The organism is Variovorax paradoxus EPS (assembly GCF_000184745.1).
GTDB lineage: Bacteria > Pseudomonadota > Gammaproteobacteria > Burkholderiales > Burkholderiaceae_C > Variovorax > Variovorax paradoxus_C.
On the sequence record NC_014931.1, the window covers coordinates 5,296,788 to 5,317,960 of the forward strand.

Sequence of the window (21,173 nt, forward strand, 5' to 3'; positions counted from 1 at the left end):
CAAGCAGACAGCAGTGATCGCGAATTTCTTCATCCAGCGCCCGGTCTTCGCCTGGGTCATTGCCATCCTCATCATGCTGGCCGGCGGCGTGGCCATTCGCACCCTGCCGGTGTCGCAGTACCCGGACATCGCGCCGCCCACGGTCGTGGTCTCCGCCAACTACCCCGGCGCCTCGGCGCAGGCGCTGGAGACCAGCGTCACGCAGGTCATCGAGCAGCAACTCAAGGGCATCGACGGCCTGCTGTACTTCAAGTCGACCAGCAGCTCCGCCGGCTGGGCCGAGATCAGCGTCACCTTCCGCCAAGGCATCGACCCCGACACCGCGCAGGTGCAGGTGCAGAACAAGGTCAGCCAGGCCACGAGCCGCCTGCCGCAGGCGGTGCAGCAGCAGGGCCTGACGGTAGCGAAGTCGCAGAACAACTTCCTCCTGATCGTGGCGCTCTACGACCAGACCGACCAGCGCACCGACACCGACATCGCCGACTGGATGGCCAGCAACCTGCGCGACCCGATCAGCCGTGTGGACGGCGTGGGCTCGGTGCAGGCCTTCGGCGCCGCGTATGCGATGCGCATCTGGCTCGATCCGCACCGGCTCGCGAGCTACCAGTTGATGCCCTCGGACGTGACGGCCGCCATCGCCGCGCAGAACACGCAGGTGTCGGTGGGCGAGATCGGCGCGCGGCCCTCGTCGGCGAAGCAGCAACTCAACGCCACGGTCACCGCGCTCTCGCGGCTGCAGACGCCCGAGCAGTTCCGCGACATCGTGCTCAAGACGCAGGCCGACGGCGCCGTGGTGCGGCTGGGCGACGTGGCACGCGTGGAGATCGGCAGCGAGTCGTACACCGAAACCACGCGCCTGAACGGCCATCCGGCCGCGGGCTCGGCCGTGATGCTGGCGCCGGGCGCCAATGCGCTCACCACCGCGAACGCGGTGAAGGCGCGCATCGCCGAACTCGAGGCCTCGCTGCCCGCGGGCCTGCGCGTGGCCTATGCGGAAGACACGACGCGCTTCGTGAAAATCTCGATCCAGTCGGTCATCAAGACGCTGCTCGAAGCCGTCGCGCTGGTGGTGGTCGTGATGTTCCTGTTTTTGCAGAACTGGCGCGCCACGGTGATTCCCGCGATCACCGTTCCGGTGGTGCTGCTCGGCACCTTCGGCGTGCTCGCGGCCTTCGGCTACTCGATCAACGTGCTGACGCTGTTCGGCATGGTGCTGGCCATCGGCCTGCTGGTGGACGACGCGATCGTGGTGGTGGAGAACGTCGAGCGCGTGATGCATGAAGAAGGGCTCGACGCGAAGGCGGCCACGATCAAGTCGATGGGCGAGATCACCGGCGCGCTGGTGGGCATCGCGGTGGTGGTGTCGGCGGTGTTCCTGCCGATGACCTTCTTCGGCGGCTCGGTGGGGGTGATCTACCGGCAGTTCTCGGTGACGATCATCGCGTCGATGGCGCTCTCGGTGGTGGTCGCCATCGTGCTGATTCCCGCTCTGTGCGCGCGCTTCCTGAAGGCGGGCACGGCGCCGCGCACACGCGGCTTCCTCGGTGCGTTCAACCGCCGATTCGACGCGGCGCAGGGGCGCTATGTCGGGCTCTTGGGCCGCATGCTCGGCAAGCCCTGGCGCTTTGCCGCCATCTACCTGGCCATCGTGGCCGGCATGGGCGCGCTCTATCTCAGCCTGCCCGGCGGCTTCCTGCCCGAGGAAGACCAGGGCAGCGTGATGGTGCAGCTGACGCTGCCGGCGGGCGCCACGCACGGTCGCACCGATGCGGTGAACCGTGCCGTGGAGAAGCACTTTCTCGAAACCGAGAAGGACACCACCGACACGATCTTCACGATCTCGGGCTGGAGCTACAGCGGCTCGGGGCAGAACCAGGGCATGGCCTTCGTCTCGCTCAAGGACTGGTCGGAGCGGCGCGATGCAAGCAAGCGCGCACAGGCCATCAGCGAACGCGCCGGCACCGCGCTCTCGGCGCAACAGCGCGACGCCGAGGTCCATGGCATGGTGCCGCCGCCCATCGAAGGGCTGGGCGAATCCAACGGCTTCGAGTTCTGGCTGCAGGACACCTCCGGCATGGGCGCCACGCGGCTCGTGCAGGCGCGCGAGAAGCTCGTGCGCGACGCGAAGAAAGACACGCGTCTTCAGTCCGTGCGCGCCAACAGCATCGCCAACACGCCGCAGTTGCAGGTCGACATCGACCAGCTGAAGGCCTCGGCGCTGCGGCTCTCGCTGGACGACGTGAACAGCACACTGGGCACGGCCTGGGGCGGCAACTACGTGAACGACTTCATCGACCGCGGTCGCGTGAAGCGTGTGTACGTTCAGGCCGATGCACCCTACCGCTCGGCGCCGGAAGACATCCGCCAGTGGTCTGTGCGCGGCGCGACCGGCGCGATGACGCCGTTCTCCGCCTTCGCCACCACGCGCTGGAGCCAGGGTGCTTCGCAGCTGGAGCGCTACAACGGCGTGCCGGCCGTGCAGATCCAGGGCGCCGCCGCGCAGGGCATGAGCTCTGGCACGGCCATGGCCGCCATCGAGACGGTCGCGAAGAAGCAGAGCGGCACGGGCTACGCATGGAGCGGGCTCTCCTACCAGGAGCGCCTGTCGGGCGGGCAGGCGCCACTGCTGTTCGCGCTGTCGATCCTCGTGGTGTTCCTGTGCCTCGCGGCGCTCTACGAGAGCTGGTCGGTGCCGTTCTCGGTGATGCTGGTCATTCCGCTGGGCGTGCTCGGCGCGGTGATCGCGGCGGCGCTGCGGGGGCTGTCGAACGACATCTACTTCCAGGTCGGCCTGCTCGCGACCATCGGGCTGTCGGCCAAGAACGCGATTTTGATCATCGAGTTCGCGGAAGCGGCGCTGCGGCGCGGCGTGCCGCTGCTCGAAGCGGTGGCCGAAGGCGCGCGCCTGCGGCTGCGGCCCATCCTGATGACATCGCTCGCCTTCCTGGCCGGCGTGATTCCGCTGGCGCTCGCCACCGGCGCGGGTTCGGGCAGCCAGACGGCGATCGGCACCGGCGTGTTCGGCGGCGTGCTCGCGGCGACGGCGCTGGGGATCTTCTTCGTGCCGCTGTTCTATCTGCTGGTGAAGCGGGCGGCTGCGCGATGGGGCAGGCCGAAGACGAAGGCGGTGCCTGCGGGCTGATCGACTGCGCAGGTCGGCGCAGGTCGGCGCGGTCTCAGCGCGGCCGGGCTGCGGCGGCACCGCGTGACAAACCGGGCAGTTGCCATCCGAACGTCAACCATTGCGAGGCGGCTGCCGCCGCTGAGGCCGCCGGAGATTCCCGGCCGCTGAACGCCGCCGCGCCTGCGGCGAGGGTCATCAGGGCGCGAAGCCCGAGCGGCGCACCACCGGCTCCCATTGCTGGCGGTAGGTCTTGAGCATCTGCGCGGTCTCCGCGGCGGTGCTCACGACCGGCGTGATGTAGAGCGCATCGGCCGCCTTCTGCAGGCCCGGGTCCTGCATGACTTCGCGGATCTTCGTGGCCAGCAGTTGCACCTTCGGCTGCGGCATCGTGCTCGGCGCAAAGAAGGTGTTCCAGCCGTCGGCATCGATCTTCATGCCGGCCTCGCGAAAGGTCGGCACGTTGGGCGCGAAGCTCGCGCGCTTCTTGCCCGACACGGCCAGGATGCGGATCTTGCCGGCCACGTGCTGCGCGTAGAGCGAGTCCATGGTGTCGATGGCGATCGGCAGCGAGCCGCCGCTCAGGTCGGCCGCGAGCGGCGCCGAGCCGCCGTAACCCTTGATCTGCGGCTGCACGCTCAGCGCATCGCCCACCATGAGGCCGAAGAAGTGCGGCAGGCTGCCGGTGGCCGGAACGCCGAAGACCGCTTCTTCCGGATGCGCCCAGAGCCGGCCCACGAGGAACATCGCGCGGTCGAGCTGCAGCTTGTTGCCCACGGCCAGCGCGAAGTCGTAGCTGCTGACCTGGGAGACCGGCACGAAGTCCTTGTCGGGGTCGTAGCCCAGGTCCTTGAACACCAGGGGCGCCACCACCATCACCGCGGGGTTGCCGAGCATCAGCACGTTCTCGCCGGCGGGTGCGCGCTTGATCTGCTTGGCCGCGAGCCGGCCGCCTTCCCCGGGGCGGTTCTCGACCGTCACGGGCACGCCGAGCTTGGGGCTCAGGCGCTCCGCGATGAGCCGCGCCATGCGGTCGGTGCTGCCGCCGGGCGCATAGCCGACGACGAGCACGAGCGGTGCATCCAGGTTTTCCGCATGCGCGGGCACGAAGGCGCCGCAAGCCGCGAAAGAGGCAAGAGCGGCGACGCACCATGCGGTGATTTTTCGCCGGGAAAAAAGAATGGCCACGAGATGTCCTGCTTCCGGCGACAGACCGGTTTCTGTTACTTTGTTTATACGCAGGTAACAAATAGTTGATCTAATCCACCATCGACCGCCGAGGCGGCGCAGCCACAACCCTTGCGATCTCCCCATGTCAGTTTTTCCCGATGCGGGCGCGTTGCGCGCTCCCCGTTCCCTGGACGACCTGCTGCTCTATCGGCTGTCGCGTGCGGCGCGCGCCGGCAGCGGCATGGTGACCCGCATGGTCGAGGGCGGCTTCGGCATCACGCGCCGCGAATGGGGAATGATCGGCACGCTCGCGGAGGTCGGCGAAATCACGCCCTCGGCGCTCGCGCAGCGGCTCGACCTGGACCGCGTGCGCACCTCGCGGGGCCTGCGCAGCCTCACCGAAAAGAAGCTCGTCGAGCGCCGCCAGGACACCGAGGACCGCCGCGAAGTGCATGTGCGCCTGAGCCCTTCGGGTCGGCAACTCTTCGGCGAGCTGTTTCCCCGCGTCGCAAGCCTCAACAGCGAACTGCTCGAAGGCATCGATGCCGCGCACATCGATATCTTTCTCCAGTGCCTGCGGCGGCTCGAAGTGCGCGGCACCGAACTGAGCGCGCAAGGCGTGGTGCCCGAAAAGGCCGACCGCCGCGCGGGCGGCACGCGCCACCACTGGCCCAAGCGCGGCAATTGAGCGGCGCGCGTTCGCGCCCGAAGCCTCGCGCGCCTGCTCATGCACCGGCACATCCCGGTGCTGGTGCTGCTTCAGACCTTAGGCGACGGCCTTTCCAAGCGCCGCCACCACCGCATCGCCCATCTCCTCGGTGCCCACGCGGGTGCAGCCCGGCTGGAAGATGTCGCCGGTGCGCAGACCGTCGGCCAGCACGCGGCGCACCGCGCCTTCCACGCGCTGTGCATTGCCGGGTTGATCGAACGAGAAGCGCAGCATCATCGCCATCGACAGGATCGAGGCCAGCGGATTCGCGAGGTTTTTCCCCGCGATGTCGGGGGCGGTGCCGTGCACCGGCTCGTACAAACCGAAGCTGCCTGCCGCCATCGACGCCGAAGGCAGCATGCCGATGGAACCGGTGAGCATCGCGGCGGCGTCCGAGAGGATGTCGCCGAAGATGTTGCCGGTGACGATCACGTCGAACTGCTTGGGCGCGCGCATCAACTGCATCGCGGCCGCATCGACGAAAAGATGCGTGAGCTCGACGTCGGGATATTCCTTGCCCACGCGCGTGACCACCTCGCGCCAGAGCTGCATCACCTCGAGCACGTTCGCCTTGTCGACCGAACAGAGCTTCCGGCCGCGCGTGCGTGCGGTGCGGAATGCGACGTGCGCGATGCGCTCCACCTCGGGTTCCGAATAGCGCATCGTGTTGAAGGCTTCGCGTTCGCCGTCGGCATTGAGGCCGCTGCCGCGCGGCTCGCCGAAATACACGTCGCCGGTGAGTTCGCGCAGGATCATCAGGTCGAGCCCATCGACCACCTCGGGCTTGAGGGTCGAGGCGCCGATCAGCTCGGGGAACAGGAAGGCCGGGCGGAAGTTGGCGAAGAGGCCCAGTTCCTTGCGCAGGCGCAGCAGGCTCGCACCGGGCCGCATCATGAACGGGATCTCCTCGTCGCCGGGCATGCCCGCCGAGCCGAACAGGATGGCATCGGCCTTCTGCGCAATCTCGCTCGTGGCCGCGGGCAGCGGATCGCCGGCGGCATCGATGCCGGCCTGCCCGATCGCCGCTTCCACCAGTTCGAGCGATTGGCCATGGCCCACCACTGCCTTGAGCACCTTCACGGCCTGCGCCGTGACCTCGCGGCCAATGCCGTCGCCCGGCATCACTGCAATCTTCATTTCAAACCTTTCAGGATCACTGCTTCAAAGAGGAGCCGCGCCGCGTGCGCGGCCTTGCTCGAATGCGTCGATGGCGGCGTGCTGCGCCAGCGTGTAGTCGATCTCGTCCAGCCCTTCGAGCAGGCACTGGCGCGGAAACGGATCGATGTGGAAGGGCTCGACGCGGCCGCCCGGACCGGTGACGGTCTGCGTGCGCAAATCGACGGTCATGCGGGTGCCCGGCGCCGCGAGCAGGTCGTCGAGCATCCGCTGCACCACGGCTTGGGGCAGGCGCACCGGCAAGAGCCCGTTCTTCAATGCGTTGCTGAAGAAGATGTCGCCGAAGCTCGGCGCGATCACCGCGCGAAAACCGCCGTCGTACAGCGCCCAGACCGCGTGCTCGCGCGATGAGCCGCAGCCGAAGTTGGGCCCGGCCACCAGGATGCGCGCATCGGCATACACCGGCGCGTTGAGCACGAATTCGTCGCGGCGACGGCCGTGCACGTCGTGCCGCACGTCGTGGAAAAGATAGTCGCCGAAGTTGTCGGACCGCGGCTTCTGCAGGTAGAGCGCGGGCACGATCTGGTCGGTGTCGATGTTGGCGCGCGCCAGCGGCACCGCCAGCGCGTCGAGTCGTGTGAAGGCTTCCATGGGAGTTGCTGTTCGGTGTTGTCTGTCAGTGCGCGGCGAGCAGGCTGCGCACGTCGGTCAGCCGTCCGGTGATGGCGGCGGCCGCGGCCATCGCCGGGCTCATGAGGTGCGTGCGCGAACCCGGCCCCTGGCGGCCGACGAAGTTGCGGTTGGAGGTCGAGGCGCAGCGCTGGCCCGCGGCCACCTGGTCGCCGTTGGTGCCCAGGCACATCGAGCAGCCGGCATGGCGCCACTGCAGGCCCGCCGCCAGGAACAAGGCATCGAGCCCCTCGGCCTCGGCCTGCTGCTTCACGAGGCCGGAGCCGGGCACGACCCAGGCTTCGACGCCCTCGGCCACGCGCCGCCCGCGCACCACCTCGGCGGCGCTGCGCATGTCCTCGATGCGGCCGTTGGTGCACGAGCCGATGAAGACGCGATCGACCGCCACCTCGTCGAGCATCTGCCCCGCTTCAAGGCCCATGTAGGCGAGCGTGCGCTGCATCGATGCGCGGCGCTCGGCGGTGGCGGCTTCGGCCGGGTCGGGCACGCGGCCGGTGATCGGCAGTGCGTCCTCGGGGCTGTTGCCCCAGGTGACCATCGGCGCGATGTCGCCGGCGGAAAGACGCAGTTCGGTGTCGAACACCGCGCCCTCGTCGCTGGGCAACTGGCGCCAGCGCGCGACCGCCTCGTCCCACGCGGCACCCTGCGGCGCCTCGGGCCGGCCGGCCAGCCATTCGAAGGTGGTGTCGTCGGGCGCCACCATGCCCGCCCGCGCGCCGGCCTCGATCGACATGTTGCACACCGTCATGCGCCCGGCCATCGAGAGCGCGCGGATCGCCTCGCCCGCGTACTCGATGACGTGCCCCGTGCCGCCCGCGGCGCCGAGCCGCGCGATCACCGCGAGGATGATGTCCTTGGCCGAGACGCCGTCGGACAAGCGCCCATCGATCGTCACGCGCAGCGTGCGGGGCTTGCGCTGCCACAGCGTCTGCGTGGCGAGCACGTGCGCCACTTCAGAGGCACCGATGCCGAAGGCCAGTGCACCGAGCGCGCCATGCGTGGCGGTGTGGCTGTCGCCGCAGACGATCACGCTGCCCGGCAGGCTCAGGCCCTGCTCCGGCCCCACCACGTGCACGATGCCCTGGCGCAGGTCGTCGAGGCCGAAGAAGCGGATGCCCGCGGCCGCGCTGTCGTCCCGCAGCGCCTCGGCCATCGCGCGCTTCTCGGGGTCGGCAATGTCGGCGAGCGCGCGCGAACCTGTCGGCACGTAGTGGTCGGGCGTGGCGAAGGCGCGGTCCGGACGGCGCACCGGAAGGCCGCGCTGGCGCAGCATCTCGAAGGCGGGCGCGGAGCCGTCCTGCACCAGGTGGCGGTCGACGTACAGCAGGCTCTGGCCGTCGTCGCGCTGCATCACCACGTGCGGCTGCCAGATCTTGTCGAAGAGGGTGCGGGGAGCGAGGGACATGGGGAAAGAAAGAGATGAAGGAGTGATCAGTCGAGCTTCACGCCGGAGATGCGCACGATCTCCGCATAGCGCCTGGTCTCGCTCGCCATGAAGCGCCCGAAGTCCTCGGGCGTGCCGCCGCCGACCTCGGCGCCGAAGGCGGCCATGCGCTTGTGCAGCTCGGGCGACTTGAGCACCGCATTGGCCTCGGCGTTGAGCTTGTCGATGATGGGACGCGGCGTGCCGGCCGGCGCCGAGAGGCCGTACCACGACGAGGCGTAGACGCCCTTGAGGCCCACCTCGTCGAAGGTCGGCACGTCGGGCAGCGCGGGGTTGCGCATCTTGGATGCCACGGCCAGCGCGCGCATGCGGCCGCCGGCGATGAAGGGCAGGCAGGTGGTGGTGTCGAGCATCAGCGACACATGGCCCGCCGCGAGGTCGGCCTCGGCCGGCGCGGTGCCCTTGTAGGGCACGTGCACGATGTCGATCTTCGCGGCCGCGGCGAACTGCACGGCAGCCAGGTGCTGCGACGAGCCGATGCCGCCCGAGCCGTAGTTGAGCTTGCCCGGGTTCGCGCGCGCCGCATCGATCACGTCCTTGACGGTCTTGAACGGCGAGTTGGCCGGCACCACGAGGATGTTGGGCACGGCCGAGACGTAGACGATCGGCTCGAAGTCCTTCACCGGATCGAAGCCGAGCTTGGTGTACAGGCTGATGTTCACCGCGTTCGGGCTGATCGAGGACATCAGCAGGTTGTAGCCATCGGGCTTCTGCCGCGCCGCGAGCTCGGTGCCGATGTTGCCGCCCGCCCCTGCGCGGTTGTCCACCACGAAGGGCTGGCCGAGGCGATGGCCGAGCAGCTCGGACACGATGCGCGCGGTGGTGTCCACGCCGCCGCCGGCGGGCCACGGCACCATCAGCTTGATGGGCTGCGAGGGATAGTTCTTCACGGCCGCGTCGTCGGCCGACGACGCGGCGTGCGCGCCGAGCAGCACGGCGGTCATCAGGCAAGAACGCATGCAGGCATGCAGTTTCTTCATCGTCATGGCGGTGTCTCCTGTCTTTGTAATGAGCGCATGCTATGCCTCGACCCACCCGCCTCGCAATCACAATAAAGGCATGCAGGCATGAGTAAACTTCATACCCCATGACACGCAAACTGCCCCCGCTCAACGCCCTGCGCGCCTTCGAGGCGGCGGCGCGCTGCGGCAACTTCACGCGCGCCGCGCAGGAGCTGTTCGTGACGCAGGGCGCCGTGAGCCGGCACATCGCCACGCTGGAGGACTGGCTCGGTGTGCAGCTCTTCGAGCGCGGACGGCACGGCATCCGCCTCACGCCCGCCGGCGAGCGCTATTTCGCGAGCATGCGGGTGGCGCTCGACCAGATCGAGCACGGCACCCGCCAGTTGCAGCAGCAAAGTCCCGACGAATGGCTGCTCCGCATCAAGCTGCCGCCGACCTTCGCGATTCGCTGGCTGATTCCGCGGCTCGCGCGCTTTCATGCGCTGCATCCGCGCATCGATGTACAGATCACCACTTCGCACAAGCCGACCGACTTCGACCGCGACGACATCGACGTGAGCATCCATTCGGAGCCGAGCCCGCCGGTCGGTCCGGGCTACCGGCTGCTGTTCCGCGAGACGCTGCTGCCGGTGTGCGCGCCGGCGCTGCTGCGGCGCGAACCGCCGCTCGAGCAGCCGAGCGACCTCGCGCACCAGGCGCTGCTCAGTTCGCTCAACCGGCCGAACGACTGGCAGACCTGGCTCGCGGCCGCCGGCGCGCCCGGCATCGACACGCGGCGGGGCCTGCAGTTCGAGAACGCCGCCATGGCCTACCAGGCGGCCGCCGAGGAGCTGGGCGTGATGGTCGGGCTGCTCGCCTTCGTGCGCGACGATCTCGCCAGCGGCCGGCTGGTCGCGCCCTTCGACCTGCGCGTTCCCACCGAGGGCGGCTACTTCATGGCCTGGCGCGCAGACCGGCCGGTGCCGCAGCGGGTGCGGGATTTCGAGAGCTGGATCGCAGCGGAAGCGGCGACCAGCGAGGCTTGAGCGACCTGCGCTACGAGGAGATGCCCGGCGCCTTCATGTCGTAGGAGATCCGCCCCGCCGGCAGGTAGAACAGCGCGATGACCGCGCCGCCCTTCGCCTCCGGATAGTGATGGCTCCCCGGCGCGGGCGCGGTCCATCCGCCGTAGCACCATCCGTTGGGGCCCGCCAGGGCGGCGCCGTCATTGAGCGGCACCACCATGTTGAATTCGCCGTAGGGGTGCGCGTGGTAGTCGCCGCGAAAGCTCTCTTCGGGGTTGCCTTGCGTGTTGCCGGTGCTGTCCATGTAGACCGCGGTGATGCTGAAGTTGAACGTGCGCGCGGATGGATCGCACAGCCGCGCGCGCCGGTACTTGCGTCCCTGAATCTCGAGATTCGCGGCCCAGCCGTCGCGCACGCCGGCCTTCACCAGCCTGGCCAGCTCGTCGTAAAGCGGCGAGCCCGGTGGATACGTGGCGTTGAGCCATTGCTCCACCTCGGTCCCCGTGGTCATGTTCTGGATTTCCGCGAGAAACGGGAGGCTGGCTTCGATCAGTTGTTCCTGGTCGGTCATGGGTGGTTTTTCCTTTTTTGCTTCGAGAGTTCTTCTTGGCTGCTTCACTCGTCGGCCCGGAATCCGGAGGCCGCGACCACCGGCTTCCATCGCTCCCGCTCGGTGGCGATGAGGCGGGTGCAGTCGGCCGGCCCGAGGTAGGCGGCTTCCAGGCCGATCTGCGACAGGCCCGCAATGAGCGTGCTGTCGCGCGATGCGGTTTGCGTGGCTTCGGCGAGCGCCGCCACGGTTTTCTCCAGCGTGGCGGCGGGCGCGTAGACGCCATAGCTCTCGAGCCCGGTCACGGTGTCGAAGCCCTGCTCCGCGAAGGTCGGCACGCTCTTCAAGAAGCGCGAGCGGCGCTCGCTGCTCGCGGCCAGGAGGCGCAGCTTGCCGCTCTCCAGGTACTGGAGAAAGTCGCCCACGAAGCCGATGTAGGCGGGGATCTGTCCGCCGAGCAGGTCCTGCACCGCGGGCGCGGAACCGCGATAGGCCACATGCGTGAGCGGCACGCCGGCCGCCTGCGAGAAGCGATAGCCCAGGAACTGCGCGAGCGAGCCGGCCGCGGGCGATGCGTAGGTGCGACCCGTCTCCGTTTTCTTGAGCCAGCGCACGTAGTCGGCCAGCGTCTTCACTTCGGGCGGCACGGCCGTGCTCACGGCCAGCACGCAGGTCGCGGAGGCCAGCAATGCGACGGGCCTGAAATCCTTCGCGGGGTCGTATGCGAGGTTGGCGTAGACGTGCGGGTAGATCGTCATCGCCGAGGTGTGCGTGCACAGCAGCACGCTGCCGTCCGGTTTCTCGCGCTTGAGCTGCGCATTGGCGATGCGTCCGGCAGCGCCGGGCCGGTTGTCCACGAGGTACGGCCGGCCCTGCGTGCGCCACGATTCGGTGAGGCGGCGCGCGGTCTGGTCGAGCGTGCCGCCGGGCGGATAGCCGACGATGAGCCGCCCCATCGCTGCATCGGTCTGCGCGATTGCAAGTGCCGGCAACAGCGCCGCGCCCGGCACGAGGCACGCGGCGCGCGCTGCGAAAGTCCGCCGTGAAATGTGATGCACCATGATCGATTGCTCCAGTTGTTTGTCTCGCCCATGTCCCGCCAGGAACGCATGGACGAACGGTGCCACCGCGCATCTGCCACTGGAAGCGATCAATCTGCAACACGACAATGCAGCGCGTGCAACATGAGGAGAAAAAGATGGCCACAGTGAATCCGAACCGCATGGACCTCAATCTGCTTCGCGTGTTCGACGCCGTCTTCGAGGACCAGAACCTCCTGCGTGCCGGCAAGCGCCTGCACCTGAGCCAGTCCGCCATCAGCCATGCGCTGGCGCGCCTGCGCGAAGCGCTGCAGGACGAGCTGTTCATCCGCACCGCCCGCGGCATGGAGCCCACCGCGCGCGCACTCGCAATGGCCGCGCCGCTGCGGGAGGCGCTGCGCAGCATCCACGACACGCTAGGCGTGCAGCCCTTCGACCCCGCGACGGCCTCGCGCACCTTCGTGCTGGCCGCGAACGACTACGTGACCTCGGTGCTGCTCGTCGGCCTCAGCCGCCGTGTGGCCTCCATCGCGCCGGCGGTGAACCTCGTCGTGCGGCCGTCCACGCGGCTGGACCTCGCCGAACAGATCGACGTGGGCCGCATCGACCTGGCCATCGGCATCTTCGCGGAGGTGCCGCCGCGCTTCCAGAGCGGCCCGGTGTGGACGCAGGAAGACGTGCTGGTCATGCGCAAGGGCCATCCGCTGCGGCGGCGCCGGCTGCGCGTCGACGACCTCGCGGAATTTCCGCTGGTGACCGTGTCGCTCGGCGGGCAGGAGGAAGGCGCGGTCAGCGGCTACATCGTCGAGCGCGGGCTCGCGCGGCAGTCCGAGATGTTCGACCGGCAGGCGCTGGAAGATGCGCTCGCGGCCATTGGCCAGCGTCCGCGCTACCGCGTCACCGTGCCGCATTCGCTCGCGGTGCCCGAGCTCCTCGTGGACAGCGACATGCTTTCCATCGTGCCGGCACCGCTCGCACAAGCCTTCGCAAGCCGCGGCGACGTGCATGCGAAGCCGCTGCCCTACGAGGTGGCGAACGTGAGCCTGCGCGCCATATGGCATCGGCGGCACGAGCACGATCCGGCCCATGTCTGGCTCCGGGAACAGCTCGCGCAAATCGCGGAATCGACACGCGGCGAGCAAGGCGCGCGTCAGGGCTGACCCACCCAAATCCGACGCCGTGCATACCCATGCTGCGCAAGTTTCAATGGGCAGCCGCGCACCTGCGTGCGAGCATCGCGCCATGATGAAAGCATCCCCTAAGGACGGCGCAGCGCGAGACGCCGTCGACGCGGTCATCCGCTCGCGCGCGGCGGTTCGCGCCTTCCAGCCGACGCCGGTTCCCAAGGCGCTCGTCGTGGAAATGCTCGAGGTCGCGCGTTGCGCGCCGAGCAACTCGAACACGCAGCCGTGGTTCGTGCACGTGCTCGAAGGCGACGCCAAGCGCCGGTTCAGCGAGGCGCTGCTGCGCTCGCACGAACGCGACGAACTCCCCGCCTCACAGCACTTTCCACCCGAGTTGCCCGCCGAATGCAAAACGCGGCAGGCGGACTTCGGCGCGCGCTACTACGCGGCCCTGGGCATCGACCGCGCGGATGCGGCGGCTCGCTACCGGCAGACGGCGCAGAACTACCTGTTCTTCGACGCGCCGGTGGGCCTGATCTTCACGATCGACGCGCGGCTGATGCCGCACAGCTGGGCCGACTTCGGCATGTTCCTGCAGACCTTCATGCTCGCCGCGAGAGCGCGCGGGCTCGACACCTGTCCGCAGGTGTCGTTCGTGCGGCACGAGCCGGTCATCCGCGAATGCCTGCCGTTGCCTGAGGGCCAGACCGTGGTGTGCGGCATGTCGCTCGGCTGGGCGCAGCCGGGTTCGGCATTGCACCGTCTCGGGATGCCGAGGGAGCCGGTGGAAGCGTTCACCGTTTTCCACGGCTTCGATGGCGGCGCAACCGAGGCATGAATCGGGACTGAAAACGCGTGGAGATTCGGGCAGGCGCCTTCGGACGGACAATCGCAGGAGCCCCATCCGAAATCAAAGCCACGACCATGCCCCGCCTCGACGACCCCCTCCACGACGCCGAAATCGGCTCCCGCGACAGCACGCTCGACACCACACGCATCGACGACGTGCGCATCGGCGCCGTTCGCCCGCTCATGACCCCCGCGCTGCTGCAGGAGCGCGTGCCGGTGCGCGACAACACGCTGGCGCTGGTCGAGAGCAGCCGCGCGGCGATCGCCGATGTGCTGCACGGCCGCGACGACCGGCTGGTGGTCGTGGTCGGCCCCTGCTCCATCCATGACCACGACCAGGCCATCGAATACGCACAGCGCCTGAAGAAGGTCGCCGACTCGCTGCAGGACGACCTCGTCATCGTGATGCGCGCCTACTTCGAGAAGCCGCGCACCACCGTCGGCTGGAAGGGCTACATCAACGACCCGCACCTGGACGGCAGCTTCGCGATCAACGAAGGGCTGGAGCGCGCGCGGCGCCTGCTGCTGGAGCTGACCACGCTGGGCCTGCCGACCGGCACCGAGTTCCTCGACCTCTTGAGCCCGCAGTTCATTGCCGACCTGATCGCCTGGGGCGCCATCGGCGCGCGCACCACCGAGAGCCAGAGCCATCGGCAACTGGCCTCGGGCCTGAGCTGCCCGGTCGGCTTCAAGAATGGCACGGACGGCAGCGTCAAGGTGGCGGCCGACGCCATCCTCGCGGCCCGCGCGCCGCACGCCTTCATGGGCATGACCAAGATGGGCATGGCCGCGATCTTCGAGACGCGCGGCAACGACGACTGCCACGTCATCCTGCGCGGCGGCAAGGCGCCCAACTATTCGGCCGCGGACGTGGAGTCCAGCTGCCAGGCGCTGCTGGCGAACGGCCTGCGGCCGCAGGTGATGATCGATGTCTCGCACGGCAACAGCAGCAAGCAGCACCAGCGCCAGATCGTGGTCGCCGAAGACGTGGCGGCGCAGATCGCGGGCGGCGAGCATCGCATCACGGGCCTCATGATCGAGAGCCATCTCGAGGAAGGCCGGCAGGACCTGAAGCCCGGCGTTGCGCTCAAGCACGGCGTGTCGATCACCGATGCCTGCATCGGCTTTGCGCAGACGGTGCCGGTGCTCGAGGGACTGGCTTCGGCGGTCAAGGCGCGGCGCAAGCTGTCGAAGGCTTGAGACCGAAGGCCTGAATGGAAGAAGTCGTTCGCGGAGTCAGCGTGATGTGGGCCGACGAGAGCCTGCGTCCACTGCTGCTGGGCGCCATCGCGACGGCCATGGTGATCGGCGTCCTGGTGGCCGCCATGCGTCTGTGGGCACAGCACAGAGACCTGGACGATGCGATCGGACACCGGGTGCATCCCGCCATACGTTTTGCGATATCGCTGCTGCTCGGACTGGGGTGCGCCGCGGTGCTGGTACGCGGCGATGTAGCGTGGCCGATCCCCGTGGCCGGCATTGCGCTCTCGCTCTGCTTCATGGCGTATTTCGGACTCAGGGCCTTGCGCGGCCAACCTGAGTAGAAGCGGCCGGACCGACGCGCGTCAGATCGGCGCGTAGCTGCCCGTGCCGCCGGGCCAGGCCGTCAGCACGTCGTATCCCTCGGGGGTTACCGCCACCATGTGTTCCCACTGGGCGGACAGGGACCTGTCCTTCGTCACGACGGTCCACCCATCGGGCAATTGCCTGACGTCACGCTGGCCCGCGTTGAGCATCGGTTCGATGGTGAAGACCATTCCCGCTTCGAGCCTGAGCCCCTCCCCGCGCCGCCCGTAGTGCAGCACCTGCAGGTCCTCGTGATAGACCCGGCCGATGCCGTGGCCGCAGTATTCGCGCACCACGCTGAAATGCTCCCGCTGCGCGACCGACTGGATGGCATGACCCACATCGCCCAGCGTCGCTCCGGGCCTGACCTGGCGGATGCCCGCGAGCATGGCTTCGTAGGTCGTCTCCACCAGGCGACGGGCCAGCACGCTGGGAGAGCCGACGAAGTACATGCGGCTGGTGTCGCCGAACCAGCCGTCCTTGATGACCGCGACATCGATGTTGACGATGTCGCCCTTCTTCAAAATCTTGTCGGGCGAAGGAATCCCATGGCAGACCACCTGGTTGACGGAAGTGAGGATGGTCTTCGGATACCCCTGGTAGCCCACGTTGGCCGGTATGGCGCCCTGCACATTCACGATGTGGTCGTGGCAGATGCGGTCGAGCGCTTCCGTGCTCACACCCGGCACGACGTGGGGCTCGATCATGGCGAGCACCTCCGCGGCCAACTGGGCGGCCCGCCGCGACATCTCGATGTCCTCGGCGGACTTGATGACGATGTCGCGCGCCATCAGCGTTTTCCGTTCGCAGCCGCAGGTGAGCGAGGCTTGCCGGCCTGGGCCGTGACGGCCGAGGCGATGTCCAGCCCTCCGGCGAGTTCAGCCTGTATGAGCAGTTGGCAGACTTCCCGGTAGTCCAGTTCCGGGTGCATCTCGGTCAGCATGCCGACGCGCATCCAGTGCTCGGCCTGCGAGTTGATGGACCGGCTGAGGGCGTTGCCGGCCACTCGCAGGTTCTCGTGCATCAGGTCTGAAATCTTTACGATGCCCATCGGCGGCCTCTATATGGAATATGCGCGAAGTATATATGCTTCGTATATCCCTGGCGTGCTCCAGACACCGGGGGTGTTTGTGCCTACAGGGGAGCGCGCCGACACACCCATTGCATCTTCATGAACACCTTCTCGCGGCGTCGGACGACACACGCCAGGCACCACCGCGGGCACCTTCCACGCAAGAAGGAGCAACGTCATTCATGGATCGCCTGTTCGCCTTGTTCGCCAACAAGACCGCGCATGTCGCGGGCAGCCCGCTCACCTTCCTGGTGTGCGTGGCCGTGGTCGTTGCCTGGGCGGTGGCCGGACCGTTCTTCGGCTTCTCGGAAACCTGGCAGCTGGTCATCAACACCGGCACCACCATCGTGACCTTCCTCATGGTGTTCCTGATCCAGAACACCCAGAACCGCGATGGCGTGGCGCTGCAGACGAAGCTCGACGAGTTGATCCGCTCGTCCAACGCCCAGAACGAATTCATGGGCATCGAGAAGCTCACCGACCATGAACTGACCGCGCTGCACGAGAAATGCGAGGCGGCGGCCAGGAGCAACCAGGCCACGCTGGATCGCACCCGCGCCGAGCGCCGCCGACGCGGTCACGACGGCGAAGCCGCGACCAAGTCCTGAGGCCCGATCCGGCCTGCCTATGACACGGAGGTGACGGGGACGCCCGGCCTCTGGCACTCCGCGCGAAATTCACCCGGCGTCATGCCCTTGATCCGCCGGAAGTGCCGGTTGAAGTTCGAGATGTTGTTGAAGCCCACCTCGTAGCAGATGCTGCTCACCTGCTGGCGCGTCGATGCCAGCAGGCGGCAGGCACGCGCCACGCGCAGGCCAATCACGAAGTCGGTGAAGGTCTGGCCCGTGGCACGGCGAAAGCTGCGAGAGAAAGCGTTCTCGCGCATGCCCACGATCGCGCCGACCTCGGCGAGCGAGAGTTCGTCCACGTAGTTGTCGCGGATGTGGTCGAGCGCCTTGTGGATGCGCGTCGCAGCCATGTGCTCGCCCAGCGAATCGTCGGTGAACGCGGCATCGGCCAGCAGCCGGTACTCGGACCATTGCGAGAGCTCGTTGAGCAGCACGGTGAATTCCGCGAAGCGTGCGAGGCCTTGCAGCATCTCGATGCGCCGCAGCCGCGAAACGATGCCTTCGTTCAGTCCCACGAACTGCACGCCCTGGCGCGCGCGCCAGGAGCGGCGCCGCGTCGCGAAGCTCGGGAAACAGCTCCATGCCGCGGCGCAGCGGCTCGTCGCCGAAGCGCAGCACCAGGCTGCCGGCATTGCCCGCGCCATGCAGCGGGCGGTGCTCGAACACAAGGCTGTGCGGCAGCCGCGGGCCCAGCAGCACCACGGTGCCAGGCGCGAAGCGGTGGGTTTCCTCGTCGATGCCACTGCCCACGCGCAGGCGCGCCGGCGCGGCCCCGATCAGGTGCAGCTCGTGCTCGTGCAGGCAGTTCGTCTCGTTGCCGCGCACCGAGGCCGCAGGAGAGGTCTCGCAGTGGATGGTGGCCCGGGTCTCCTCCGGTGCGGGCACCGCGGGCTCGGATGCCGCGCCGCGCCGCGCATCGAGTGGGCGGGGACGCGCGTTCGTGTACGAGCGCGCGGCGGCCGCATGCGTGCGGGAGGCGGAGGCCGGCGGGATCGTGTTCTGCAAGACCAAATCTCCAACGGACGACAACGATGAACGGTGGGTGGCGGGCGTCAGCTCTTGCGGGCCGGCGGCGGCATCGCCGTCTGCTGCTGGAACGCGGCGAGCAGCCGGTATTCCTCGCCGAGCTTGCGAGGCAGCGACAGGTACACCGGCAGCAGCTGCCGGTAGAGCGCCGCGTTCTTCGCATTGGGCGTGTGGCGGTGCGTGGCGCCGACCATGCCCGCGACCACGTCGAGCGAATCGACATGGCCCAGCGCATAGAGCCCGAGCACCGCGGCGCCCAGGCACGAGCTCTCGAAGCTCTCGGGCACCACCACCTCGCGGTCGAACACGTCGGCCATCATCTGGCGCCACATGCCCGAGCGCGCGAAGCCGCCGGTGGCCTTGATGTGGGCGCTGCGCCCGGCAATCGATTCGACCGCCGGCAGGATGCTGTAGAGGTTGAAGATCACGCCCTCGAGCACCGCGCGGATCATGTGCTCCTTGCGGTGGTGGATGCCCAGCCCGAAGAAGGAACCGCGCAGGTCGGCGTTCCAGTAAGGCGCGCGTTCGCCGGTGAGGAAGGGATGGAACACCAGCCCCTCGCTGCCGGCCGACACGCGCTCGGCGATGCGCGTGAGCACCTCGTAGGTGTCGATGCCCAGGCGCTTGGCGGTCTCGGCCTCGGCCGAGGCGAATTCGTCGCGCACCCAGCGCAGGATGATGCCGCCGTTGTTCACCGGACCGCCCACCACCCAGCGCCGCTCGGCGAGCGCATAGCAGAAGGTGCGGCCCTCGGGGTCGGTCATCGGGTGGTCGACCACGGTGCGCATCGCGCCGCTGGTGCCGATGGTCACGGCCACCTCGCCGGGCGCCACCGCGTTCACGCCGAGGTTGGAAAGCACGCCGTCGTTGGCGCCGATGACGAAGGGCGTGTCGGTTGCCAGGCCCAACTGCGCCGCGACATCGGCCGCAAGGCCCTCGATGTGCCAGGTGGTCGGCACCGGGCGCGACAACTGGTCGGCGCGCACGCCGGCCAGCGCGAGCGCGCCTTCGTCCCAGTCGAGCCGCTCGATGTTGAAGAGCCCCGTGGCCGAGGCGATCGAATGGTCGACCTGCCACTGGCCGAAGAGCCGGAAGAACACGTATTCCTTGATGCCGACGAAGCGCGCCGCACTCGCGAAGAGTTCGGGCCGCTCGTGGCGCAGCCACACCAGCTTGACCAGCGGCGACATCGGGTGGATCGGCGTGCCGGTGCGGCGGTAGATCGCCAGCCCGTCCCATTCGTCGCGGATGCGCTCGGCCCAACGCGCAGCGCGTTGGTCGGCCCAGGTGATGCTGGCGGTCAGCGGCGCGCCCGCACCGTCGACCAGGATCAGGCTGTGCATGGCCGCGCTGAAGGACACGGCGAGCACGTCGGCGGGCGCGGCCTTGCTCTCCTGCACGCAGCCCGCGATGGCCGCGAGCACCGCCTGGAAGATCTGCTCGGGATCCTGCTCGGCGGCGCCGGCTTCGGGCTGCAGCAGCGGGTAGTCCACCGCGTGGTGGGCCAGCACACGCCCCGCGGGCGTGAAGGCCACCGCCTTGGTGCTGGTGGTTCCGATGTCGACGCCGATGACGGTGCGGCCCATGGCTTGTCTCCTTAAGTGATCACATTCAGGCGAACACGATCAGACGAACATGCTCAGCAGCATGATGAACGCAAGGGCCACGACCGAGATCAGCGTTTCCATCACCGTCCAGGTCTTGAAGGTCTCTGCCACCGTCATGTTGAAGTATTGCTTGACCAGCCAGAAGCCCGCGTCGTTGACGTGCGAGAGGATCAGCGACCCCGCGCCCGTGGCCAGCACCAGCAGCTCGAGGTTCACGCCCGGCACCAGGGTGGCGAGCGGCGCGACGATGCCCGCGCCGGTGATGGTGGCGACCGTGGCCGAACCCGTCGCGATGCGGATCAGCCCCGCCACCAGCCAGGCCAGGAGGATCGGCGAGACCTGCGCATTCAGCGCCATGTGCCCGATGGCATTGCCCACGCCGCTGGTCACCAGCATCTGCTTGAAGCCGCCGCCCGCGCCGATGATCAGCACGATGGCCGCGGTCGGTGCGAGGCTGTCGTCCACGAACTTCATGATCTGCTTGCTGGTGAAACCGCGCGCAAAGCCGAAGGTGTAGAGCGACAGCAGCAGTGCCGCCAGCAGCGCGGTGATCGGGTGGCCGATGAAGTCCAGCCACTGGCGCACGACGTTCTTGTCGTCGAGCGCCACGTCGGCAAAGGTCTTCAAGAGCATCAGCGCGACCGGCAGCAGGATCGTGACCAGCGTGATGCCGAAGCCCGGCAGCTCGCGCGCCTCGGGTTCGCGCGCCAGTTGTTCCATCAGTTCGGGCGAGGCCTCGCCCGGCACGTACTTGGAGATGTACTTGCCGAAGATCGGGCCCGCGATCATCGCGGTGGGCAGGCCGACAAGCAGGCCGTAGAAGATGGTCTTGCCGATGTCGGCGCCGAACACGCCGATGGCCAGCAGCGGCCCGGGATGCGGCGGCACCAGGCCGTGCACCACCGACAGGCCCGCCAGGAGCGGAATGCCGATGCGGATCAGCGACACGCCGGTGCGCCGCGCCACGATGAACACCAGCGGAATCAGCAGCACGAAGCCGATCTCGAAGAAGAGCGGAATGCCCACGAGGAAGGCCGCGGACATCATGGCCCAGTGCACGCGCTCCTTGCCGAAGGCATCGATCAGCGTGCGCGCGATGCGGTCGGCGCCGCCCGACTCGGCCATCATCTTGCCGAGCATGGTGCCCAGGCCGAGCACGATGCCCACGAAGCCGAGCACGCCGCCGAAGCCCTCCTGGAAGGACTTCATCACCAGGTCCACCGGCATGCCCGAGGTGAGGCCGAGGAAGCCCGCGGCCAGCGTCAGCGCAATGAAGGGGTGCACGCGCCAGCGCGTGATCAGAAGGATCAGCCCGAGGATCGCCACCAGGGCGTCGACGAGCAGGAAAACCTCTTTGCTCATTCCGAACATGTGTGTGTCTCCTGAAACCGGCTGCCGCAACAGGGGCCGCCGGCGAGTGGGACAGCGCTATCCTGCGCGGTCCAAAAAAACAGCACTCTGGGCGCGCTCGGGTTTGTCCCGAATCGGCGCAGG

General features: G+C 68.3%; 20 protein-coding genes. 8 read left to right on the forward strand and 12 right to left on the reverse strand.

Features of this window, described 5'->3' with window-relative positions; translation table 11 throughout:
- Positions 1-16: 16 nt before the first annotated feature.
- Positions 17-3,142 carry an efflux RND transporter permease subunit gene (locus VARPA_RS24340; RefSeq protein ID WP_167330576.1) on the forward strand — a complete coding sequence of 1,042 codons (3,126 nt, stop codon included), beginning with the start codon at positions 17-19 and terminating at the stop codon, positions 3,140-3,142.
- Between the two features lie 177 nt (positions 3,143-3,319).
- Here VARPA_RS24340 and VARPA_RS24345 read toward each other — a convergent pair whose 3' ends face one another.
- The gene (locus VARPA_RS24345; protein WP_013543250.1) at positions 3,320-4,309 is read right to left on the reverse strand and encodes a tripartite tricarboxylate transporter substrate-binding protein; all 990 of its coding nucleotides are present in this window, start codon (positions 4,307-4,309) and stop codon (positions 3,320-3,322) included.
- Between the two features lie 124 nt (positions 4,310-4,433).
- On the opposite strand from VARPA_RS24345, the gene VARPA_RS24350 reads away from it, so the two are divergent.
- Complete coding sequence (locus VARPA_RS24350) at positions 4,434-4,979, forward strand: MarR family winged helix-turn-helix transcriptional regulator (RefSeq protein ID WP_013543251.1); 546 nt, start codon at positions 4,434-4,436, stop codon at positions 4,977-4,979.
- A gap of 78 nt (positions 4,980-5,057) precedes the next feature.
- Here the strand turns inward: VARPA_RS24350 and leuB are convergent, their stop codons facing one another.
- The 4 genes from leuB to VARPA_RS24370 are packed head-to-tail and all read right to left on the reverse strand — an operon-like array spanning position 5,058 to position 9,236.
- Positions 5,058-6,137, reverse strand: coding sequence for a 3-isopropylmalate dehydrogenase (gene leuB / locus VARPA_RS24355; RefSeq protein ID WP_013543252.1), 1,080 nt, complete (start codon positions 6,135-6,137; stop codon positions 5,058-5,060).
- A gap of 24 nt (positions 6,138-6,161) precedes the next feature.
- A complete protein-coding gene (gene leuD, locus VARPA_RS24360; protein ID WP_013543253.1) occupies positions 6,162-6,767 on the reverse strand; it encodes a 3-isopropylmalate dehydratase small subunit in 606 nt (201 codons plus the stop codon).
- Between the two features lie 25 nt (positions 6,768-6,792).
- Positions 6,793-8,211: a 3-isopropylmalate dehydratase large subunit gene (gene leuC, locus VARPA_RS24365; RefSeq protein WP_013543254.1), complete on the reverse strand. Its 1,419-nt coding sequence runs from the start codon at positions 8,209-8,211 to the stop codon at positions 6,793-6,795.
- A gap of 26 nt (positions 8,212-8,237) precedes the next feature.
- On the reverse strand, positions 8,238-9,236 hold the full coding sequence (locus VARPA_RS24370) for a Bug family tripartite tricarboxylate transporter substrate binding protein (protein WP_013543255.1): 999 nt from the start codon (positions 9,234-9,236) through the stop codon (positions 8,238-8,240).
- A gap of 101 nt (positions 9,237-9,337) precedes the next feature.
- On the opposite strand from VARPA_RS24370, the gene gcvA reads away from it, so the two are divergent.
- A complete protein-coding gene (gene gcvA / locus VARPA_RS24375; protein ID WP_013543256.1) occupies positions 9,338-10,237 on the forward strand; it encodes a transcriptional regulator GcvA in 900 nt (299 codons plus the stop codon).
- Between the two features lie 10 nt (positions 10,238-10,247).
- Here gcvA and VARPA_RS24380 read toward each other — a convergent pair whose 3' ends face one another.
- Together VARPA_RS24380 and VARPA_RS24385 are read right to left on the reverse strand one after the other, a co-directional pair.
- A complete protein-coding gene (locus VARPA_RS24380) occupies positions 10,248-10,787 on the reverse strand; it encodes a DUF4863 family protein (RefSeq protein WP_013543257.1) in 540 nt (179 codons plus the stop codon).
- Between the two features lie 44 nt (positions 10,788-10,831).
- Entirely contained in the window at positions 10,832-11,827 is a 996-nt protein-coding gene (locus VARPA_RS24385) for a tripartite tricarboxylate transporter substrate-binding protein (protein WP_013543258.1), read from the reverse strand.
- Positions 11,828-11,964: 137 nt separating this feature from the next.
- Between VARPA_RS24385 and VARPA_RS24390 the strand changes: the two genes are divergently transcribed.
- The 4 genes from VARPA_RS24390 to VARPA_RS24405 all read left to right on the forward strand — a co-directional run bounded on the left by VARPA_RS24390 (position 11,965) and on the right by VARPA_RS24405 (position 15,323).
- Positions 11,965-12,966, forward strand: coding sequence for a LysR substrate-binding domain-containing protein (locus tag VARPA_RS24390; protein WP_013543259.1), 1,002 nt, complete (start codon positions 11,965-11,967; stop codon positions 12,964-12,966).
- An 82-nt stretch (positions 12,967-13,048) separates the two neighbouring features.
- Positions 13,049-13,768 carry a nitroreductase gene (locus tag VARPA_RS24395; protein ID WP_013543260.1) on the forward strand — a complete coding sequence of 240 codons (720 nt, stop codon included), beginning with the start codon at positions 13,049-13,051 and terminating at the stop codon, positions 13,766-13,768.
- Positions 13,769-13,854: 86 nt separating this feature from the next.
- Positions 13,855-14,979, forward strand: coding sequence for a 3-deoxy-7-phosphoheptulonate synthase (locus VARPA_RS24400; RefSeq protein WP_013543261.1), 1,125 nt, complete (start codon positions 13,855-13,857; stop codon positions 14,977-14,979).
- 14 nt (positions 14,980-14,993) lie between these two features.
- Positions 14,994-15,323 carry a hypothetical protein gene (locus tag VARPA_RS24405; protein WP_144299031.1) on the forward strand — a complete coding sequence of 110 codons (330 nt, stop codon included), beginning with the start codon at positions 14,994-14,996 and terminating at the stop codon, positions 15,321-15,323.
- 21 nt (positions 15,324-15,344) lie between these two features.
- Here the strand turns inward: VARPA_RS24405 and map are convergent, their stop codons facing one another.
- Positions 15,345-16,136 carry a type I methionyl aminopeptidase gene (gene map / locus VARPA_RS24410; protein ID WP_013543263.1) on the reverse strand — a complete coding sequence of 264 codons (792 nt, stop codon included), beginning with the start codon at positions 16,134-16,136 and terminating at the stop codon, positions 15,345-15,347.
- On the reverse strand, positions 16,136-16,396 hold the full coding sequence (locus tag VARPA_RS24415; protein ID WP_013543264.1) for a ParD-like family protein: 261 nt from the start codon (positions 16,394-16,396) through the stop codon (positions 16,136-16,138). Before VARPA_RS24415 ends, map begins: the two co-directional genes overlap by 1 nt.
- A 203-nt stretch (positions 16,397-16,599) precedes the next feature.
- On the opposite strand from VARPA_RS24415, the gene VARPA_RS24420 reads away from it, so the two are divergent.
- Positions 16,600-17,025 (forward strand): low affinity iron permease family protein, encoded by a 426-nt coding sequence (locus tag VARPA_RS24420; protein ID WP_013543265.1) that lies wholly within the window; start codon positions 16,600-16,602, stop codon positions 17,023-17,025.
- Between the two features lie 17 nt (positions 17,026-17,042).
- Here the strand turns inward: VARPA_RS24420 and VARPA_RS24425 are convergent, their stop codons facing one another.
- From VARPA_RS24425 to VARPA_RS24435, 3 genes are all read right to left on the reverse strand, one after another.
- Positions 17,043-17,678: a helix-turn-helix domain-containing protein gene (locus VARPA_RS24425; RefSeq protein WP_234974830.1), complete on the reverse strand. Its 636-nt coding sequence runs from the start codon at positions 17,676-17,678 to the stop codon at positions 17,043-17,045.
- A 420-nt stretch (positions 17,679-18,098) separates the two neighbouring features.
- Positions 18,099-19,658 (reverse strand): gluconokinase, encoded by a 1,560-nt coding sequence (gene gntK / locus VARPA_RS24430; protein WP_013543266.1) that lies wholly within the window; start codon positions 19,656-19,658, stop codon positions 18,099-18,101.
- A gap of 39 nt (positions 19,659-19,697) precedes the next feature.
- Positions 19,698-21,050, reverse strand: coding sequence for a GntP family permease (locus VARPA_RS24435; RefSeq protein ID WP_013543267.1), 1,353 nt, complete (start codon positions 21,048-21,050; stop codon positions 19,698-19,700).
- Between the last annotated feature and the right edge of the window lie 123 nt (positions 21,051-21,173).

Coding starts and splice junctions, on each gene's coding strand:
- VARPA_RS24350 (WP_013543251.1), top strand. CDS start 4,434: ATGTCAGTTTTTCCCGATGCGGGCGCGTTGCGCGCTCCCCGTTCCCTG.
- leuB (WP_013543252.1), bottom strand. CDS start 6,137: ATGAAGATTGCAGTGATGCCGGGCGACGGCATTGGCCGCGAGGTCACG.
- leuD (WP_013543253.1), bottom strand. CDS start 6,767: ATGGAAGCCTTCACACGACTCGACGCGCTGGCGGTGCCGCTGGCGCGC.
- leuC (WP_013543254.1), bottom strand. CDS start 8,211: ATGTCCCTCGCTCCCCGCACCCTCTTCGACAAGATCTGGCAGCCGCAC.
- VARPA_RS24370 (WP_013543255.1), bottom strand. CDS start 9,236: ATGACGATGAAGAAACTGCATGCCTGCATGCGTTCTTGCCTGATGACC.
- gcvA (WP_013543256.1), top strand. CDS start 9,338: ATGACACGCAAACTGCCCCCGCTCAACGCCCTGCGCGCCTTCGAGGCG.
- VARPA_RS24380 (WP_013543257.1), bottom strand. CDS start 10,787: ATGACCGACCAGGAACAACTGATCGAAGCCAGCCTCCCGTTTCTCGCG.
- VARPA_RS24385 (WP_013543258.1), bottom strand. CDS start 11,827: ATGGTGCATCACATTTCACGGCGGACTTTCGCAGCGCGCGCCGCGTGC.
- VARPA_RS24390 (WP_013543259.1), top strand. CDS start 11,965: ATGGCCACAGTGAATCCGAACCGCATGGACCTCAATCTGCTTCGCGTG.
- VARPA_RS24395 (WP_013543260.1), top strand. CDS start 13,049: ATGATGAAAGCATCCCCTAAGGACGGCGCAGCGCGAGACGCCGTCGAC.
- VARPA_RS24400 (WP_013543261.1), top strand. CDS start 13,855: ATGCCCCGCCTCGACGACCCCCTCCACGACGCCGAAATCGGCTCCCGC.
- VARPA_RS24405 (WP_144299031.1), top strand. CDS start 14,994: ATGGAAGAAGTCGTTCGCGGAGTCAGCGTGATGTGGGCCGACGAGAGC.
- map (WP_013543263.1), bottom strand. CDS start 16,136: ATGGCGCGCGACATCGTCATCAAGTCCGCCGAGGACATCGAGATGTCG.
- VARPA_RS24415 (WP_013543264.1), bottom strand. CDS start 16,396: ATGGGCATCGTAAAGATTTCAGACCTGATGCACGAGAACCTGCGAGTG.
- VARPA_RS24420 (WP_013543265.1), top strand. CDS start 16,600: ATGGATCGCCTGTTCGCCTTGTTCGCCAACAAGACCGCGCATGTCGCG.
- VARPA_RS24425 (WP_234974830.1), bottom strand. CDS start 17,678: ATGCCGGCAGCCTGGTGCTGCGCTTCGGCGACGAGCCGCTGCGCCGCG.
- gntK (WP_013543266.1), bottom strand. CDS start 19,658: ATGGGCCGCACCGTCATCGGCGTCGACATCGGAACCACCAGCACCAAG.
- VARPA_RS24435 (WP_013543267.1), bottom strand. CDS start 21,050: ATGTTCGGAATGAGCAAAGAGGTTTTCCTGCTCGTCGACGCCCTGGTG.